The organism is Citrobacter sedlakii, from assembly GCF_018128425.1.
GTDB lineage: Bacteria > Pseudomonadota > Gammaproteobacteria > Enterobacterales > Enterobacteriaceae > Citrobacter_A > Citrobacter_A sedlakii.
Map to the genome: position 1 here is coordinate 56,726 of NZ_CP071071.1, position 18,527 is coordinate 75,252.

Below are 18,527 nucleotides of genomic sequence, written 5' to 3' on the forward strand. Positions count from 1 at the left end.
AAATCAATGATTTATCAAAAATGATTGAAAGGTGGTTGTAAATAATGTTACAATGTGTGAGAAGCAGTCTAAATTCTTCGTGAAATAGTGATTTTTGAAGCTAATAAAAAACACACGTGGAATTTAGGAAAAACTTATATCTGCTGCTAAATTTAACCGTTTGTCAACACGGTGCAAATCAAACACACTGATTGCGTCTGACGGGCCCGGACACCTTTTTGCTTTTAATTACGGAACTGATTTCATGATGAAAAAATCGTTATGCTGCGCTCTGCTGCTGACAGCCTCTTTCTCCACATTTGCTGCCGCAAAAACAGAACAACAGATTGCCGATATCGTTAATCGCACCATCACCCCGTTGATGCAGGAGCAGGCTATTCCGGGTATGGCCGTTGCCGTTATCTACCAGGGAAAACCCTATTATTTCACCTGGGGTAAAGCCGATATCGCCAATAACCACCCAGTCACGCAGCAAACGCTGTTTGAGCTAGGATCGGTTAGTAAGACGTTTAACGGCGTGTTGGGCGGCGATGCTATCGCCCGCGGCGAAATTAAGCTCAGCGATCCGGTCACGAAATACTGGCCAGAACTGACAGGCAAACAGTGGCAGGGTATCCGCCTGCTGCACTTAGCCACCTATACGGCAGGCGGCCTACCGCTGCAGATCCCCGATGACGTTAGGGATAAAGCCGCATTACTGCATTTTTATCAAAACTGGCAGCCGCAATGGACTCCGGGCGCTAAGCGACTTTACGCTAACTCCAGCATTGGTCTGTTTGGCGCGCTGGCGGTGAAACCCTCAGGAATGAGTTACGAAGAGGCAATGACCAGACGCGTCCTGCAACCATTAAAACTGGCGCATACCTGGATTACGGTTCCGCAGAACGAACAAAAAGATTATGCCAGGGGCTATCGCGAAGGGAAGCCCGTACACGTTTCTCCGGGACAACTTGACGCCGAAGCCTATGGCGTGAAATCCAGCGTTATTGATATGGCCCGCTGGGTTCAGGCCAACATGGATGCCAGCCACGTTCAGGAGAAAACGCTCCAGCAGGGCATTGCGCTTGCGCAGTCTCGCTACTGGCGTATTGGCGATATGTACCAGGGATTAGGCTGGGAGATGCTGAACTGGCCGCTGAAAGCTGATTCGATCATCAACGGCAGCGACAGCAAAGTGGCATTGGCAGCGCTTCCCGCCGTTGAGGTAAACCCGCCCGCCCCCGCAGTGAAAGCCTCATGGGTGCATAAAACGGGCTCCACTGGTGGATTTGGCAGCTACGTAGCCTTCGTTCCAGAAAAAAACCTTGGCATCGTGATGCTGGCAAACAAAAGCTATCCTAACCCTGTCCGTGTCGAGGCGGCCTGGCGCATTCTTGAAAAGCTGCAATAACTGACGATGAGGCCCAGGATATTGGGCCTCCTTTCTTTCTCTTTTTTTCCTGTTGTCATCTACACTTAACAAAAATACAGCAAGGAAAATCCCATGCGCATTTTGCCCGTCGTTGCTGCAGTTACGGCTGCATTCCTGGTTGTCGCGTGTAGCTCCCCGACACCGCCGAAAGGCGTTACCGTGGTAAATAACTTTGATGCCAAACGCTATCTGGGAACCTGGTATGAAATTGCGCGCTTCGACCATCGTTTCGAGCGCGGATTGGATAAAGTGACCGCAACATACAGCTTGCGCGACGACGGCGGCATCAACGTTATTAACAAGGGCTATAACCCTGACAGGGAGATGTGGCAGAAAACGGAAGGGAAAGCCTATTTCACCGGCGACCCAAGCAGAGCCGCGCTTAAGGTTTCTTTTTTCGGCCCCTTCTATGGCGGGTATAACGTAATTGCACTCGACCGGGAATATCGTCACGCGCTGGTTTGTGGTCCGGATCGCGACTACCTGTGGATCCTTTCACGGACCCCTACTATTTCAGATGAAATGAAACAGCAAATGTTAGCCATCGCGACCCGGGAAGGGTTTGAAGTGAATAAACTGATTTGGGTGAAACAGCCTGGCGCTTAGTGAGTGCTCAGCTTCAGACCAATAATGCCAGCAACGATCAGCCCAAGGCTCAGCAAACGTGCCGGGCTGGCAGACTCACCCAGCAGCAAAATCCCTGTAATGGCCGCCCCAACAGCGCCAATACCGGTCCAGACCGCATAAGCGGTTCCTACAGGCAACGTGCGCATTGCCCAAGAGAGCATGGCGATACTGACGATCATCGCCGCAATAGTGATAATGCTTGGCGTAAGACGCGTAAAACCGTGGGTGTATTTCAGGCCAATCGCCCAGACAACTTCGAGCAAACCTGCAATTAATAAAACGATCCAGGACATATCAGGCTCCAGAACAATGGGGCCGTCCCCGGTGAAAGAAGCGTTTGCAGGTCGTCCTGCAAAGCTAATGTGTGAAATGGCATTTTTGCCCGGAAGAAAATGAATTTCAACCTTTTTATTCACCGCCTGCTAAAAGCAAGAATTAAGCATAATTAGCGGCGTAGTTCCCGCATTTGGCACTCATCGGAGTTCTCTATGATGAAGGGCTTTCTGAAACCAGAAAGTCGATTGCCCCTCTTCTGAATGCGAAACGTTTATGCTTAAAATTTTAGTGATTGACCGGTGCCACTTTACCCGCACAGGGATAGAGGCCTTGCTTAATCATTCTGGCAGGTTCAGCTCCTCATTTCTGGTATCAGGAATCAATAATCTCCTGTTAGCAAAAGAGCATATTTTGCAATGGAAACCGCATCTGGTGATCGCGGATTTATACAGTTTTATTAGCGAGACGCACTCCAGTCCGCCAATTAAACCTTTTTTTATGAGTTGTGGCGTCATCCCACTAATTTTACTGCAATCAGCAGACAGACAGCATGCACCCATCGTGCCCTCTCAATCCGTAGCCCATTCGGTCTTGACCAAGCACACCACGCTGAACACACTCTCCCACACAATTCAGGATTTCCTTATTTGCTCAAAAAGGGCACTTCCACAGCCCATGTTTATGCACTCCCTCCCGTAACCTCCAGCATTGGGTTCTTGTAACTCAAAACGAATGGAGAATGCGATGATCAATTTCAAGCCTAAAATTCCGGCGATGCTTGGGGCTCTGGCGGTTCTTACCGCTGGTGCTGCTCATGCAGAGCTGCTGGAATACACCTTTAAGGCTCCAGATGGTACGCAACGGTCTCTGACTCCGAATGCCAACTATGCCAACCCAACGGGCAATATCTCGTTTGCCTTGAGTGCCGGTATCGACCGAAAGGTAAAGATTTCGGTGCTTCGGTCGGATGGAACAGTGGTTTCGACAGCGACCAGCCACCTTCTTGGGGCTACTGATCGCATCACAGTGGGTGGAAAATCCTACTATGGTGCGGAACTTCAACTACCAGCTCCAGTTGGTGGGGCATACACTATCAGGGCGGAAATTCTTGCCTCTGATGGTTCTACAGTACAGACGGATGAATACCCTCTTACTGTCGATGTGACGCCGCCAACCTACTCTTCGCTTGCCCCGGTTTATAGTAACTATGGGCAGGTTACTAGCGGTGATGTTTGGAAACTGGGTCTAGGTGGCTCTGAGGATAATGCCTTTTTGCTGTCAGGAATCTCTGATGAGTCACCCATCAAAGGCGTCAAAGCAAAGCTGTATCGTCAAGACGGTTCACTCTACAAAGATGTATCCGTGAACTACGATGACGCTAACGGACAAGCTAGACAGTCTTTCCAATCTGGCTTTTTCCCAGCCTCTGACTTGGATGAAGTGTTTACACTTCAGTTTGAGATAAGCGATAGCGCTGGAAATAGCTATCTTTCACCTCGTCAAAAAGTGATGTTTGATAGCATAACCAATGCTCCGTCTGCACCTTTTGGTGTTTATGACCCTTCAAGTACAAACAACTTAGGCCCTGGATTAACCGGATTTGTTGCTTACACTGAGGGCATGACAGTTAAAACTAACCCAATCAAGTTAGCTTGGCGTGTTCCGCGTGATAACTGGCATGAGTATAGAGAAGGTGGGATAAATATGACCAATGCCTTGGGAGAGATGTCCAAGGTAGGAGAAGATGCCAGCTATGTTTATCTCGTCACAACCGCACCTTATGGCAATACCGACGGCAATTATTGGCGTTGGGTGAACTTCGGCCAGTGGGGGGGAGGCGGTATTGCTTATAACCTCACACTCTCTCCATCAGCGCCTAAAAGTCCCAGACTTTTGGGTGTGGACTACAATTACAGTGATATAGGATGGTCTAGTTTTTACCGCTACTGGGTGAACAATTCTGTTCTTCCTGTCACTGTTAGTAGTATCCGTGTCAAAGTTGAACCAAGGCCTTACGTTCAAACTGCCGTTCACAGGGGAAGCTGTGAAATTCCTGTTGGTCAAGATAGCTGCGTGATTGCAAATAGCTTCACAATGGCTAAAGGCACAACAGGGTACGTCCACGATAATGCGACAGTTTTCAATCCGGATAAATCTCTTCGCTCGAATCCTCTTTGGGCAGAGGTTAACTGGAACGATCAGCACTACCCTCAGCTAAGTCAGCAGTTCGATCAAAATAGCAAGGTATTTACCTTATTCGTTAACCAGCCAGGACGAGGCGCTTACTTTGATAGGCTGCGTCTGCGAAGTGCATGGATTGAAGATAGCAAAGGCAACAAGCTGTCTCCAACTGGTGGGTTAATAGCCAACAACTGGGAGAACTACACTTACCAGTGGGATCTTAAAACTCTCCCTGAGGGGCAATACAGTCTTGTTGCCGCAGCAGAGGAGATGCACGGGCCTTTAACGCGACAACCAATGTTCCAGATAACGTCTGATAGAACGCCACCAACCATGACACTCAGTGTGGCAGATGGAGCAGCTATCCAGACTCTAGATGATGTTGTTATTACCTTGGCTGATGCTATCGACCCTTCACCTAAATTGACCTCTATTGCCCTTGTAGGGGGGCCTGCCAATGACAAGGTGCAGTTGTCTTGGCGTGAGGAGTCGAAAGGTCGATTCCGCCTTGAGTACCCGGTAATGTTCCCTTCTTTGAAGGAAGGGGAATCTTACACGCTGACTGTTTCCGGTGAGGATGCACAAGGCAATGCGGTTCAAAAGGCTGTTGGCTTCGAGTACAAACCTCGTCAGGTAATGCTGGCGGATGGGATGGATGGCAAGGTCATGGTCCCCGCTGTCACTCATGAATTTGTTCATGCAGATGGCAAACGGATCATCGAAACCAAGCCGCTGACGCTCAGTGATGGTGCTGTCGTGACAGGTTCATACGACGTGTTTGCGACCCTACGTTCTGATGCGAAAGTACCGCTGGTGGTTAATGGGGTGCGTATCGAGCCAGGCCAGACAATGGGGATCATGAGCCAACATGATTTCGGTGCGTCAGGTGGTCGTTTGAGCATTCCGGTTAAACCTGCTGTTCCTGATGTGGTCGGCTCTTCCAGCCTTCTTGTCATGACCTCCGCGCCGAACTCACCCATCTTGGTTGTGGACATCAATACCTGGAAAGGGACGGCTAAGCTCTCTGCTGAATCATGGACAATTCGCCAGGTCATTGACCCAGTGAAAATCTATGCCCTGCCAGAGTCGGGTGTGCCTTGCCGGTTCACCACGAAAGAGGATGTGGCTATGGCCGCAGACCCAATTCGTGACCCGGTGTGTTTGCTCCAGTGGGACAGAACTCCAGATGAGGCTGAACAAACTACGCAGGACAACAACGGGATGAAAGTTGCTGGGCTGGTGGGGCAGGCTGTGAGCATTGGTGAACAACCTGTCGAATACAGCCTGTACCTGTTCAGTGGTGACGGTTCCAAGGTAAAAGTTGGGTCTGGCTCTCAGAACCTGACGGTAACTACTGCCTATGGCTCTGTTGGCTACACCCCGATTGATGACATTGCTCAGGTGAATCGCGTCATTGAAGATTTTGATGTGAACTTCAAGCAGAGCAAGGGGCCAGACTGTTCTATAACCCTCAGCGCAGACCGTGCGAAAAAAGAGGCCGCGAACAAGGCTGTTGGTAGTGCAAGCCGTGCCTGTCTGTTCGAGTGGCAGCAGATCCCCGATGGATTGGTCCAAGACCCGTTATCGGAATCACCTTCGCTCTCTGGTTCATTGGCCTCCAACGGCGTTCATCCACTGGGGTGGCGGGTAAGTATTTTCACCCGTAACGGCACTAGGGTGACGTTGAACGACGAGACTTTCAATGTCGAAGCGGTTGACCCACCAGCTCCGACCGTTGAACTAGCCTCCGACTACAACTTCAAAGACAACATCTACTTGGTGCCGATGACAGGTAACTACCTGGGTGATGCCATTATCAACTCTGAACGAGCTGATCTGGATATTGCCATATCGCGCAACTCGGATGTTCTTGAGTCTGAGACCTTCACTCCGGGATGGGGTGCCACCAATAAGGTGTATCGCCGCATCAATACCGATGAGCGAGCGTTGTGGGAGGAGACCACCTACAAGGTGAACGCGGCCTACAACAAGGTGCCTGATGTGAAGACTGAGGTTGTCTACCGGGCTATCTCTGCACCTTCTGACAGTATCCGTCCTATCGTTGAAGTTAAAGGTGATACCGCGATTGACACCCAGGCATTGCCGGTTAGGGTTCTCATCCGTGATCAGTACAAACCTGATGGTGACTATGACGCTAACACGATGGGGGTGTGGAAAGTACGCCTGATCCAGCAAAAGGCCTACAACGAGACGGTTGCGCTCACTGATTATGCGGAAGCATCGAACGGTGAAGCTCAGTTCTCAGTAGACCTGTCTGGTGTGGATACTTCCTCCGTCCGTATCGCTGCTGAGGCTGTTCTGGAAAGCCCTGTTGAGGGTTACAACCGCACAGAGTTGTCTATCAGACCTGCCTTCTTGACAGTGCTTCGCGGTGGTGCCATCGGTGCTGGCGTGGAGGCTCGCAAGTTGTCTGGTGAAGCTCCGTTCACTGCTGTGTTCAAGCTATCTTTGGACGACCGTCAGGATCTCCGGGCTACCGGCCAGGTTGTGTGGGAAACCAGTAAGGACGACGGTAAAACCTGGGAGCAGTTCATCCCAGAAGATCGATACAAGTATCAGCTTGTGAAGACCTTCGACAAGGGGGAGTACCAGGTTCGGGCCAAGGTGGTGAACGTCAACTCAGGTGCGGAAAAGTACACCGAAGCGGTCAGTGTTGTCGCTTACGACAAACCTGATATTGCTGTTATCGGCCCGACCACGTTGTTTGTCGGAAGTGAAGGCAAGTACACAGCGAACCTGACGTTGAACGATGAGCCAATCTCCGGTGGCAATGCCATTGTTGAGTGGTCTACTGACGGTGGCAAAACCTACGCGCAGACAGGGGATAGCATCACGCTTTCGAGCGATGAAGAAACCCGATACCGCCTGTGGGCTCGTGTGCGCTCTGCCACGGCACCGGCTGATGACGGCTATGCCTATGAAGTTGCGAAAACGGCGGTTGACTTCCGAGCAGTGAAGGCACCTCGTCCTTACGTGACAGGGCCGCGAGTTATTGAGACCGGTAAGAAGTATGTGTTCAAAGCCGAAACCAGCCTGCCTTACCGTGGGATGGACGTGAAGCTGAACGGGTTCTTCACGCTGCCTGATGGCTCGATTGTGCAGGGTGATACTGCTGAGTACGAACCCTCTGACACTGACCTCAATCAGGCTACTGTAGAAACGAAGTACACCACCTGGATCGAAGGATACCGAGATCAGGGTGCAGAGGCTTCGCATAGCCTACGCTCCCGCGTTTGGCAGTATGTATGGCCGAGCTTCGGAATGCAGGTTAGGAAGAACGCAGACGTGGCTCCTGCGACGATCACCGCGTCAGTGCGGCCAATTGCCTTCAACGGCAAGCTGGAAGAGCCGACCTACGAGTGGGAGTTGCCGGAAGGCGCTGTGATTCAGGATCAGCGGCAGGATATTGTCCGGTCCTTTGTGATCAATGAGCCGGGTGATTACAACATCAAGGTCACTGTCCGTGATGCTCGCGGCCATGAGACCGTGATCGAGCAACCGCTCAAGATCGGCCAGGCAGCGCCCTATGCCATTGACCTGCAATACTCTGGCTCGAACAAATACGAGCGTGAGCCTCTGGATGTGCTGTTGCGACCGTACATTTCTGGCGGCCACCCACGCGACCGTATTTCGACTCGTGTTTATTCGGTAGATGGTACACCGTTGGAAAGCAGTGGTTACTACGGCAGAGCAACTCTGGGCGCTGGTGAGCACAGCATCAAGCTGAAAATAACCTCAGAAATGGGGCATGAAGCTGAGGGCGAGGTGAACATCAATGTTGCAGAGAACAAGTTGCCTGCATGTAGCCTGAGCTCACGAGAGACCGTTGGGTCGTGGATCGTCTATGCGAACTGCGAAGATACCGATGGCCGCATGAAGTCCTACGAATGGACCATTGCCGGTGAGTTGCAGAGCATCAGCTCTGATCGAGTGACTATCAGCAAGGGCACCTATGAAACGATGCCGACCATCTCTCTGGTTGGGGTCGATGACTCTGGGGGCAAATCCGAAGCTGTTACCATGAACTAAGGTTCATTCCTCTCAAAGCCCGGTTCAGACCGGGCTTTTTTTTGTATCGCGCTGGAATTGTCCAAATTGGGCTATTACAGAGGCGAGTCTATTTCCATCCCCCGGATACACTGCCCAGCATCCAGTAATCCAATCTTAGGGGATAGACATGCGGACAAAATTACTTGGGGCGCTGATGGTGTTCGGGATTATTACCGGCACGGCTCATGCGTCATCGAAATTGGAAATCACCGATCCCAGAGCGGCGAAGATAGAGGACATTGTAGAGCTACCCATCAAAGGGGTTCGAGCCGTCCAAAGTGATGGGCAGATCATGTTCCTCTCTGAAAACGGACGATTTGTTATTTCAGGACAAATCTACGACCTGTGGAGCAAGAAGCCCCTCAACACGATGTCCCAAATGAGGGATGTAGCGGAGCGTATCCACTTCAAGAGCATGGGCATGGATGTGGACACGCTGAACACTGTGTCGATGGGGCGTGGTGACAAAGAGGTGGTGGTCTTTGTTGATCCTAGGTGCGCGGTTTGCCATCAGCTCATGGGTGATGCCAAATCGCTGGTGGATGATTACACCTTTAAATTTATCGTGATTCCAGCTCTGGGTGCTGAGTCCAACCGCCTGGCAAAAAACTTGTACTGCGCGAAAGACAAAACCCACGCGCTTGATGCGCTGATGAACAACACCCTGGGTTCCCTTCCTTCAAAAGAAACCTGCGACCCCGGCCAATACGACCAAACGCTGCTGACAGCTCATTTCATTGGGATTGAGGGCGTTCCGTTCGTTGTTGCTCCGGATGGTCGTGTCAGCAAAGGACGTCCGAAGAACCTGAAATCATGGTTGGAGAGTGCTGAATGATCGTAACCATCAAAAAGAAACTCGAAGAAACGTTGATCCCGGAGCACTTGCGAGCTGCCGGGATTATTCCTGTCCTGGCCTATGACGAAGACGATCATGTCTTCCTTATGGATGATCACAGTGCAGGCTTTGGTTTCATGTGTGAGCCCCTGTGTGGTGCCGATGAAAAAGTTCAGGAGCGAATGAACGGTTTCCTGAATCAGGAGTTCCCGTCGAAGACTACGCTCCAGTTTGTCCTGTTCCGCTCCCCGGACATCAATCAGGAGATGTACCGGATGATGGGTTTGCGTGATGGCTTCCGTCACGAGCTGCTGACATCTGTTATCAAGGAACGGATTAACTTCCTCCAGCACCACACGACAGATCGCATATTTGCCAAGACCAACAAAGGTATCTACGACAATGGCTTGATCCAAGACCTCAAGCTGTTCGTTACGTGCAAAGTCCCCATCAAGAACAATAACCCGACTGAAAGCGAACTCCAGCAGCTCGCACAGCTTCGCACGAAGGTCGAATCATCGCTTCAAACCGTTGGTCTGCGTCCTCGCACAATGACGGCGGTGAACTACATCCGGATCATGAGCACCATCCTGAATTGGGGGCCAGATGCTTCATGGCGACATGACTCTGTGGATTGGGAGATGGATAAGCCCATCTGCGAGCAAATCTTCGATTACGGCACCGACGTGGAAGTCAGCAAGAATGGCATCAGGCTGGGTGACTACCACGCGAAAGTCATGTCAGCGAAAAAGCTGCCTGACGTTTTCTACTTTGGTGATGCGTTGACCTATGCCGGGGATCTCAGCGGCGGCAATTCCAGCATCAAAGAAAACTACATGGTCGTGACCAATGTTTTTTTCCCTGAGGCAGAAAGCACGAAAAACACTCTGGAGCGCAAACGCCAGTTCACTGTAAACCAAGCCTACGGGCCGATGCTCAAATTCGTGCCGGTGCTGGCGGACAAGAAGGAGAGCTTCGACACTCTCTATGAGTCCATGAAAGAGGGGGCTAAGCCAGTCAAGATCACCTACTCGGTGGTTTTATTTGCTCCAACCAAAGAACGTGTTGAAGCGGCGGCGATGGCCGCACGAAACATCTGGCGTGAATCTCGGTTCGAGCTGATGGAGGACAAGTTCGTTGCTCTGCCGATGTTCCTCAACTGCCTGCCATTCTGTACCGACCGGGATGCAGTGCGAGACCTATTCCGCTACAAGACCATGACAACCGAGCAGGCTGCTGTGGTCCTGCCGGTGTTTGGGGAATGGAAGGGGACCGGGACCTATCATGCAGCGCTGATTTCCCGCAACGGCCAGCTCATGAGTCTGTCTCTTCACGACAGTAATACCAACAAGAACCTGGTGATCGCAGCCGAATCCGGCTCGGGTAAATCGTTCCTTACCAACGAACTGATTTTTTCCTACTTGTCCGAGGGGGCTCAGGTCTGGGTTATTGATGCCGGTAAGTCCTACCAGAAGTTGTCGGAAATGCTCAATGGCGACTTCGTTCACTTTGAAGAAGGAACGCACGTCTGCCTCAACCCGTTTGAGCTCATACAGAACTACGAGGACGAAGAAGACGCGATAGTCAGCCTCGTTTGTGCGATGGCTTCGGCTAAGGGCTTGCTGGATGAATGGCAAATCTCTGCGTTGAAACAGGTCCTTTCTCGCCTGTGGGAAGAGAAAGGTAAAGAGATGAAGGTTGACGACATCGCTGAGCGCTGCCTGGAAGAAGAAAATGACCAGCGCCTCAAGGATATTGGTCAGCAGCTCTACGCCTTTACGTCGCAGGGCAGCTACGGGAAATACTTCTCTCGCAAGAACAACGTCAGCTTCCAGAACCAGTTCACTGTACTGGAGCTCGATGAACTGCAAGGGCGTAAGCACTTGCGTCAGGTTGTACTACTCCAGCTTATTTACCAGATCCAGCAAGAAGTATTCCTGGGTGAACGTAACCGCAAGAAAGTCGTCATCGTGGATGAGGCCTGGGACCTGCTCAAAGAGGGCGAGGTCTCGGTCTTCATGGAACATGCCTACCGCAAATTCCGTAAGTACGGTGGCTCCGTTGTCATTGCAACGCAGTCCATCAACGACCTCTATGAGAACGCAGTGGGCCGCGCCATCGCGGAGAACTCGGCCAGCATGTACTTGCTCGGCCAAACCGAAGAAACCGTGGAATCTGTTAAACGTAGCGGTCGTCTGACCCTTTCAGAGGGCGGGTTCCACACCCTCAAAACGGTACACACCATCCAAGGCGTGTACTCAGAAATCTTTATCAAATCGAAGAGCGGTATGGGCGTCGGTCGCTTGATAGTGGGCGACTTCCAGAAGCTACTTTATTCGACCGATCCGGTGGACGTTAACGCCATCGACCAGTTTGTGAAACAAGGCATGAGCATACCTGAGGCAATCAAGGCCGTAATGCGAAGCCGTCGGCAGGCTGCATAACCAGGGAGACAGTAATGGACATTAAATCAATCGCAATCGCCGCCATTCTCGGTGCCGCTGGTGGCTTCGGCGGTAGCTACTACGTGATGAGCGAACAAACGGCAAGCATCCATCAGCGTTTGAATCAAACCCCGCCAGTGGTCGTGGTTGACTTCGCTAAAGTGGCGTCGGCGTATCCCGCTGGTGCCTCTCAGGAGGAAGTTGAAAGGCTGATGGTCAAGACCAATGACGCAATTTTGAAGTTGAAAGACGCAGGTTATTTGGTCCTTGACGCAAGTGCTGTCGTCGGGGCTCCAAGTGACGTGTACCTCCCTGATGAGGTGCTGAAATGAATTTTCCACTCAAGAAGTATTTCGTCAAAAAGGAATCCTGGAAGCGCTTCGGGGTTAAGGCAGGTGTGACACTAGTGGTTCTTTGGGCTGCTGGTGCGGCCTTTGCCAGCCGCTACCGTATTGGCATTGATCCACAACAGGAGAAGTGCCTGCCGGGTTACACCTTCTTCCTCATTGATCTGAACGACCAAACTCTGGAGAGGGGAGCGGTTTACGCCTTCCAAGCCAAGAACATGCAGCCTTTCTACAAGGACGGGACTCGCATGGTCAAAATCCTCACCGGTATGCCGGGGGATAAAGTCGAGATCAACGATAAGTGGAAGATCACCGTCAATGGTGATGTCGTCGGAGAGGGGCTCCAGCTCGCAGGGAAACTACATCTGCCAGAGAGCCACTTTTACGGCAAGACCACGCTGAAAGAGAACAACTACTGGTTTATGGGCAAAAGCCCATTCAGCTTCGACTCACGTTACTGGGGGACTGTGAAAAATGATCAGATCATTGGCCGCGCATATCCCCTGTTCTAAGAGCGTTCTGGTGGCGTTGATGTTCTCTGTGGCTGGCGGGGCATACGCTCAAGAGTCTCCGCTCACAGAGCAGGATAAGGCGCTTATTGAGCAAGGAAAGCAAATTGCCCAAAAGGCCCAGAAGATGGAAATGCCATCTCTGTTGCAAAACCAACACATGGACGAGGCTCAGGCCGAAGCCAAGGCATTTTTCAAGCAGCTCCAAACTACTAACCCAACGCTCAAGGAGATGCACCGGAAACAGGCTGAAAAGGGTATCTACTCTGACCATCGGATACTGGTTTTCGCCTCGTTGTCTCTTGGCGAACAGGGGTTAGATGACGTCCTAACGGCGGTGTCAGGCCAGCCTGATTCTGTAATTGTGTTCCGTGGCATCCCGGAAGGAATGAACTTGGGGCAGGGAGTTAAAGCTATTCAGGCGCTCGCGGCCAAAAAAGACCCAGTGCCGAACATCATCATCAACCCTACGTTGTTCAAAACGTACAACATCACAGCCGTTCCCACGATTGTGATGCTGGAGGATGAGCCGCTGCCTGGCGAACAACCAAACGTCGTCGCCCAGGTCTCCGGGTTGTCCGACCCGGTATGGTTGGCTCGGGAAGTGGATAACGGAGAAAAAGGCGATCTCGGCGTTAAGGGGCCGGTGGAGAAAATCAGTGAGCCAGACCTTATTGATGTTGCCAAGAAACGCCTTGCCAATATCGACTGGGAAGAGAAGAAGAAACAGGCTATAGAGCGCTTCTGGACCAAGCAGAATTTCAATGAGCTGCCAAGAGCGCCAAAATCTCGAACACGAGAAATTGACCCTAGCGTCATGATCACCAGTGACATCAGCACTCCGGATGGCACTGTGTTCGCTCACGCGGGTGACGTGATCAACCCATTGTGCGATCCGAAGGAAGTTTGCAAGCCTGGAACGCGGCCATTTACCCAAGCGGTCGTAGTTTTCGACCCGCTGGACAAAAAGCAAATGGAACTACTCGCCAAGAAGCTGCCTGAAATCAAGCTGGAGCCTGGCGTACAACGGATCACCTATATCGCCACAGAGTTCGACAAAGACAAAGGCTGGGATTCCTACAAGAGTGTCACCGACAACTTTGACGCGCCGGTATATCTGCTGACGCCAGATCTGATTACCCGGTTCGAGCTGGAGCACACACCGAGCGTCATTACTGCCAGAGGCAAGAAGTTTGTTGTCCGCGAACTTGCTGAGGAGGGCGGTGAATGATTTTTGCCCCGGCTTTCCAACCAATTAAAGACGTCGGCACAGGTTCGTTTGTCGCTGCTGAGGTACTGGCTCGTTGGTACGACGAAGGCCGGGTTCTTACACCATCCTCTCTGTCATCTCCTCCTTATTGGGGACTGGTGGATATGGAGATGGCACGGTTCATTCAGGACAACCTTCATTATTGCTTGGATCTGTACCCGGCTCTCTTTCTGAATGTCTCCGAACAAACTTTGCAATCAGACGTCATCTTCAAGGCGTGGTGTAGGGTTGTCCGCGACATTGCTAAAAATCACTCATCACGGCTTGTCATCGAGATTACAGAGGGCATTCAGGACGCCTCTCTCGCATCGAGATGGGAGGCTCTGACCGAAATAGGGGTTGAGCTGGCGCTGGATGACTATGGAGACAAAAACTCTTCTCTGGATCGCCTGAGCCGTTATGACTGGCACTATTGCAAGTTTGACGCGAGAAGACTGCGGTCGCTTGAAGACTACCCGGCCATCCTCCACTGCCGCCGAAAAGGCATACAGCTCATTGCTGAGCAGGTGGAGAGCTTCCCATTGGGGGAGAGCGCCAAATTACTTGGACTGTCATGGCAACAAGGTTTCTATCACGGGAAGCCTGCTGTCATGGAGAAAAATTTGAATTACGTAAAGGCCTTACCATGATGCAAAAAATTCTACGGATCATGGCCGTTAGCGCGGTCTTTTGGGTTGGTTCGGTATCGGCTGACCCTGGGTGCCAGAATGCGGAAGTGATCGGCGGAAAACTGATTACTGACATCTGCTGGAGCTGTATTTTCCCTATCAAAGTAGCAGGGGTTCCTATAAGTGGTGGAGGCGGATCATTCCCGAGTGAAGCCGTAAGCAACCCTCTGTGTATGTGCGAGGATAATCTAGGGGTCCCTCGGCCTGGAGTCACCACTTCTATGTGGGAGCCAGCACGGCTCGTTGAATTTCAGAGAGTGCCTGGCTGCTCATCAGTCTTGAATGGTGTCAGGTTCCCGTTTGATAGGACTAACCAAGGGCATCATGGCATGGGAGACATGGATGGTGGTGATGGTTCTTTTATGCACTATCACTACTATGCGTTTCCTCTGTTGGTGATGCTCGATTTATTTATTAAGCAGACCTGTAATGCTGATGGGTATATGGATCTCGACATCATGTACATGTCGGAGCTCGACCCGACCTGGAACAATGATGAGCTCGCTTTTTTTACCAATCCAGAGGCGGCGGCAGTAGCAAACCCAATTGCGGCGGCTGCGTGTACTGCTGATGCTGTCTCATCAACCGCTGGAAAACCTTTAAAACAGCTTTTCTGGTGTGCTGGTTCATGGGGCACCCTGTATCCATTTAGTGGCAACCAGAATGGTGGAAAAGGTGTTATCCGCGATAGCAGTCTTCTTAGCACAAGGGTTCTGGCTGCTTTGCATCGCCGGGGGTTAGCGTGGAAGACAATGGGTTCTGAGGCTATGTGTAGAGGCGTTATTAGCCCAACACTACCCAAAACGCAGTACAAATTCACGCTATTGCATCCGGTTCCAGAGACAAACTCATCTCACGTAATTGGCGAATCCACTCTTACGTGGGGTCTGGCGCGAACTATACCGGCAATTGGGCAAGACCCTATTTACACCATCTGGCGATGGAATGATTGCTGTAACAATTGAGCAGACCCTAACGAATTTGCACGGGCATTTTAGATTATGCCCCAAAAGGGCCACTACACGTACAGGTGGCCCTTGTCTTCTCAGATAGCATGGGAAGGTTGAAATGGAGAACACAATGCGAAGTCATAATTACTTTATGAAAGCTGTGGCCTCGCTGTTGACAGTAACCATGTCTGCGCTGCCGATACATTCCTACGCTAACGGTAGCCAAGACCAGGACATCACAGCGGTGGGTAAAGAGGCCCAGGCTTTCGGACAAAACCTCTCAAACTCATTCAAGTCGAGCTCGGGGACTGTGCAAGATGGCACAATCTCTATGCCGACGTTGAAAGACGGTCAATTCCAAATGAACGGGGGGAGTCAGATTAATGTCAATGATCTATTCCCCGGAACGAGCGGGACCAACAATAAACCTGATAGTTATTACTTCCCTGATGCCAATAAACCTGATGTGGGCGGTCTGCAAGGCATTTACGACTCTGGCGATGACATGGACAGCGTGGGGAATAATGCAAAAGGGTCGCTGTGGAGTGATGCCAATAGTGCTAATCCATCAATCTCTGGTGCGGCATACAAGGTTCTTCTCGATGCCTCTAATCGATCACGCCCTGATTTCAGTAATGACCCGGTACTAAATCTAAGCAAAAAGACCTATGAGGATATGGACCTCATCGCAGGTGGCTTTGGGGATTGTTCTGCCGAAACAACCATCAATCAGAATACTATCAACGCCCACATTCCAGAGTATGAACGGTGTCAGCGTGTTGTAGATCAAAGCGCGGACTGTGAGGTTGTCCATGACTACGACGCCTCTGTGGTGAAGCACTATGATGGTCCATATAACCTCAAATCTTGTGGAGAAGGCTGTACTGAGTTGTGGATTGGTCGAGTGGGGGACAACTACTGGAGTGGTAACTGCAAGATTTATGAGGAGTACACGCGGGTCCAAGTCAGCAATCCAGATGCCATAGTGTCTGCAACGCTTGAATACGCCAAGTGGGATGACTACATGCAAGTGTGGGTCGGTAAGTCCGGCCAAGAGACTAAAGTGTGGTCTGGCCCAGATGGCAACTTCCCTCCAGAAACAGCCGGTAGATGTGAGCTCTCCACGAGTTGGGAGCGAAACCCTAATGTTGATGTCACTCCCTATTTTAAGAACGTGAAAGATGGTGATGTTGTTACGTTTAAGATCCGCGTTTCAGTAAGTGGCGAAGGTGAGGGTTTTGGCCGCATAAAACTCCGCTATGACCCATCGAAAGCCATTACCAAGGATGAGTGGGCTCCACAGAGCTGCATGGATTCAGCCAAAGGGGTGGTAGATGGTTTTGCGGAAGGCGAGATCACATGTATAGATGACCCGACTGATGCTACTGGCTGCACAGTCATCAATGGGATCAAAGTTTGCGAATCTCAACTCAAGCCGTCACCTTTGCCTGGTATTCCAAAACTATGCAAAAAGGTTCGAGTTAAAGCTGACTATGACTTCTATAAGGGGCAAATGGACTGCTGGACAGACCCTCAAGGTGAAACGCACTGTCCGGTAAACACGGGCGGGAATCTCGATAGCTGTCAGAAATATGAAGAAAACCCTCAGTGCGGCTTCATCAGTTCCAAATGTGTTGATGGTGCTCAGGGAAGTTCTGGTACGTGCTACGTCCACGAGGATACTTATGACTGTGGTACAGATGTTTCTGTTCCGACCTTGGAAAAGGAAACTGAGTACCAGTGCGGTGGGCCTATACGCTGCATGGGAGATGACTGCCTTGATTTGACCAAAACACAAAGCACTGATTTTGCTCGCGCTACTGCGTTGCTCAATGCAGCCCAATTCATGACGCAGGATATGAGCTGCACAGGCCAAGATGGGGATGACAATCCTACCGGGGATGAAAACGTTATTTGCTCTGCTTTTGCAGGGGAAGCTGGCGAATGCAAGATAGCTGTTGGGGGAGTTTCTGATTGCTGTGAAAAGCCAACCAATATATCTCTTGCCGATTATCTGAACCTAATAATGGCCGTTCCAAAGCTCGATGGCGCAGTGATGGGGCTGACTGATGGTAATGCGCTTAAAGGTGCTTATCAGGTACTTAGGGAACCTGCCCTTCAAGGGTGGACAGAAGTCACAAAACCGTTCACAAGTTATATAGAGAACGTTTCAGGTGCTGTTGATTCGTTCTTCCAGCCTGTAGAGCAGTTTGTTGATCAACTCATTGACCAGCTCAAAGAGCAAGTCAAAGAAGTGATGATGGATGTCATGAAATCAGCAGGCCAAGATGCAGCAACAGAGCAGGCGGCTGCCGCAGCATCTGAACAAGCTGCCGAAGCAATGATGGAGACTGCGACAACATGGCTTAGCACTGCCATGACGATATATACCGTCTATGTCGTTGCGATGGTGATGATCCAGATGATTTATAAGTGCGAGGAAGAAGAGTTCACTATGAACGCAAAAAGAGCGCTCAAGAATTGCACCTATGTAGGCTCTTATTGTAAATCTAAGGTGTTGGGCGCTTGTATTGAAAAAAGAGAAGCGTATTGCTGCTTCAATTCTCCGCTCTCTCGTATTATACAAGAACAGGTTCGCCCTCAATTGGGGCAGAACTTTGGAGACCCCAAAAATCCTCAGTGTGAAGGGATTCCACTAGATAAAATTGCCGAAATTGATTGGAGCAAAATTAATTTGGATGAGTGGCTTGGGATATTACAGCAGAACGGTAAATTCCCTGATCCGGCCTCAATAAATCTCGACTCGCTGACTGGAGCAGGGAATGACTTCAATATTGACGGGACGCGGAAGAATGCTCAGGAAAGGGCGTTGGAGCGGTTGGAAGGGATTGATATTGACGCGAAGCGAAAAGAGGCGACAAACAGCATAGACCCTCAAACAGGCGCGCCAACTGGTGGTGGATAAAAAAAGGGGCCT

At 50.9% G+C, this 18,527-nt stretch carries 12 protein-coding genes and 1 pseudogene; 12 read left to right on the top strand and 1 reads right to left on the bottom strand.

All coding sequences use genetic code 11. The annotated features are described in order from the left end of the window. Positions 1–244: 244 nt before the first annotated feature. Both JY391_RS22890 and JY391_RS22895 read left to right on the top strand, forming a co-directional pair. Positions 245–1,390 carry an extended-spectrum class C beta-lactamase CMY-4 gene (locus tag JY391_RS22890; protein WP_015056382.1) on the top strand — a complete coding sequence of 382 codons (1,146 nt, stop codon included), beginning with the start codon at positions 245–247 and terminating at the stop codon, positions 1,388–1,390. A gap of 93 nt (positions 1,391–1,483) precedes the next feature. Further along, positions 1,484–2,017, top strand: coding sequence for a lipocalin family protein (locus JY391_RS22895; protein WP_001221666.1), 534 nt, complete (start codon positions 1,484–1,486; stop codon positions 2,015–2,017). On the opposite strand, the gene sugE is transcribed toward JY391_RS22895, so the two are convergent. Then, on the bottom strand, positions 2,014–2,331 hold the full coding sequence (gene sugE, locus JY391_RS22900; protein ID WP_000118520.1) for a quaternary ammonium compound efflux SMR transporter SugE: 318 nt from the start codon (positions 2,329–2,331) through the stop codon (positions 2,014–2,016). The genes JY391_RS22895 and sugE overlap by 4 nt on opposite strands. A gap of 256 nt (positions 2,332–2,587) precedes the next feature. On the opposite strand from sugE, the pseudogene JY391_RS23940 reads away from it, so the two are divergent. From JY391_RS23940 to traN, 10 genes and pseudogenes are all read left to right on the top strand, one after another. Next, a pseudogene (locus JY391_RS23940) lies at positions 2,588–2,959 on the top strand (response regulator); the annotation flags it as partial. 99 nt (positions 2,960–3,058) lie between these two features. After that, positions 3,059–8,545, top strand: coding sequence for an Ig-like domain-containing protein (locus tag JY391_RS22905; protein ID WP_000606835.1), 5,487 nt, complete (start codon positions 3,059–3,061; stop codon positions 8,543–8,545). A 148-nt stretch (positions 8,546–8,693) separates the two neighbouring features. Continuing rightward, positions 8,694–9,401 carry a DsbC family protein gene (locus JY391_RS22910; protein ID WP_001259346.1) on the top strand — a complete coding sequence of 236 codons (708 nt, stop codon included), beginning with the start codon at positions 8,694–8,696 and terminating at the stop codon, positions 9,399–9,401. Continuing rightward, positions 9,398–11,845 carry a type IV secretion system protein TraC gene (gene traC, locus JY391_RS22915; RefSeq protein WP_000637384.1) on the top strand — a complete coding sequence of 816 codons (2,448 nt, stop codon included), beginning with the start codon at positions 9,398–9,400 and terminating at the stop codon, positions 11,843–11,845. The genes JY391_RS22910 and traC overlap by 4 nt, the downstream gene beginning before the upstream one ends. Before the next feature lie 14 nt (positions 11,846–11,859). Beyond that, positions 11,860–12,177 carry a hypothetical protein gene (locus JY391_RS22920; RefSeq protein WP_000351984.1) on the top strand — a complete coding sequence of 106 codons (318 nt, stop codon included), beginning with the start codon at positions 11,860–11,862 and terminating at the stop codon, positions 12,175–12,177. Then, the gene (locus JY391_RS22925) at positions 12,174–12,704 is read left to right on the top strand and encodes a S26 family signal peptidase (protein WP_001010740.1); all 531 of its coding nucleotides are present in this window, start codon (positions 12,174–12,176) and stop codon (positions 12,702–12,704) included. Before JY391_RS22920 ends, JY391_RS22925 begins: the two co-directional genes overlap by 4 nt. Next, entirely contained in the window at positions 12,667–13,932 is a 1,266-nt protein-coding gene (locus tag JY391_RS22930; RefSeq protein WP_001447719.1) for a TrbC family F-type conjugative pilus assembly protein, read from the top strand. Before JY391_RS22925 ends, JY391_RS22930 begins: the two co-directional genes overlap by 38 nt. Further along, positions 13,929–14,600 carry an EAL domain-containing protein gene (locus JY391_RS22935; protein WP_000575345.1) on the top strand — a complete coding sequence of 224 codons (672 nt, stop codon included), beginning with the start codon at positions 13,929–13,931 and terminating at the stop codon, positions 14,598–14,600. Before JY391_RS22930 ends, JY391_RS22935 begins: the two co-directional genes overlap by 4 nt. Further along, entirely contained in the window at positions 14,597–15,604 is a 1,008-nt protein-coding gene (locus JY391_RS22940; RefSeq protein WP_000983282.1) for a TraU family protein, read from the top strand. The genes JY391_RS22935 and JY391_RS22940 overlap by 4 nt, the downstream gene beginning before the upstream one ends. 115 nt (positions 15,605–15,719) lie before the next feature. Then, a complete protein-coding gene (traN, locus tag JY391_RS22945) occupies positions 15,720–18,515 on the top strand; it encodes a conjugal transfer mating pair stabilization protein TraN (RefSeq protein WP_001256484.1) in 2,796 nt (931 codons plus the stop codon). The last annotated feature ends 12 nt before the right edge of the window (positions 18,516–18,527 follow it).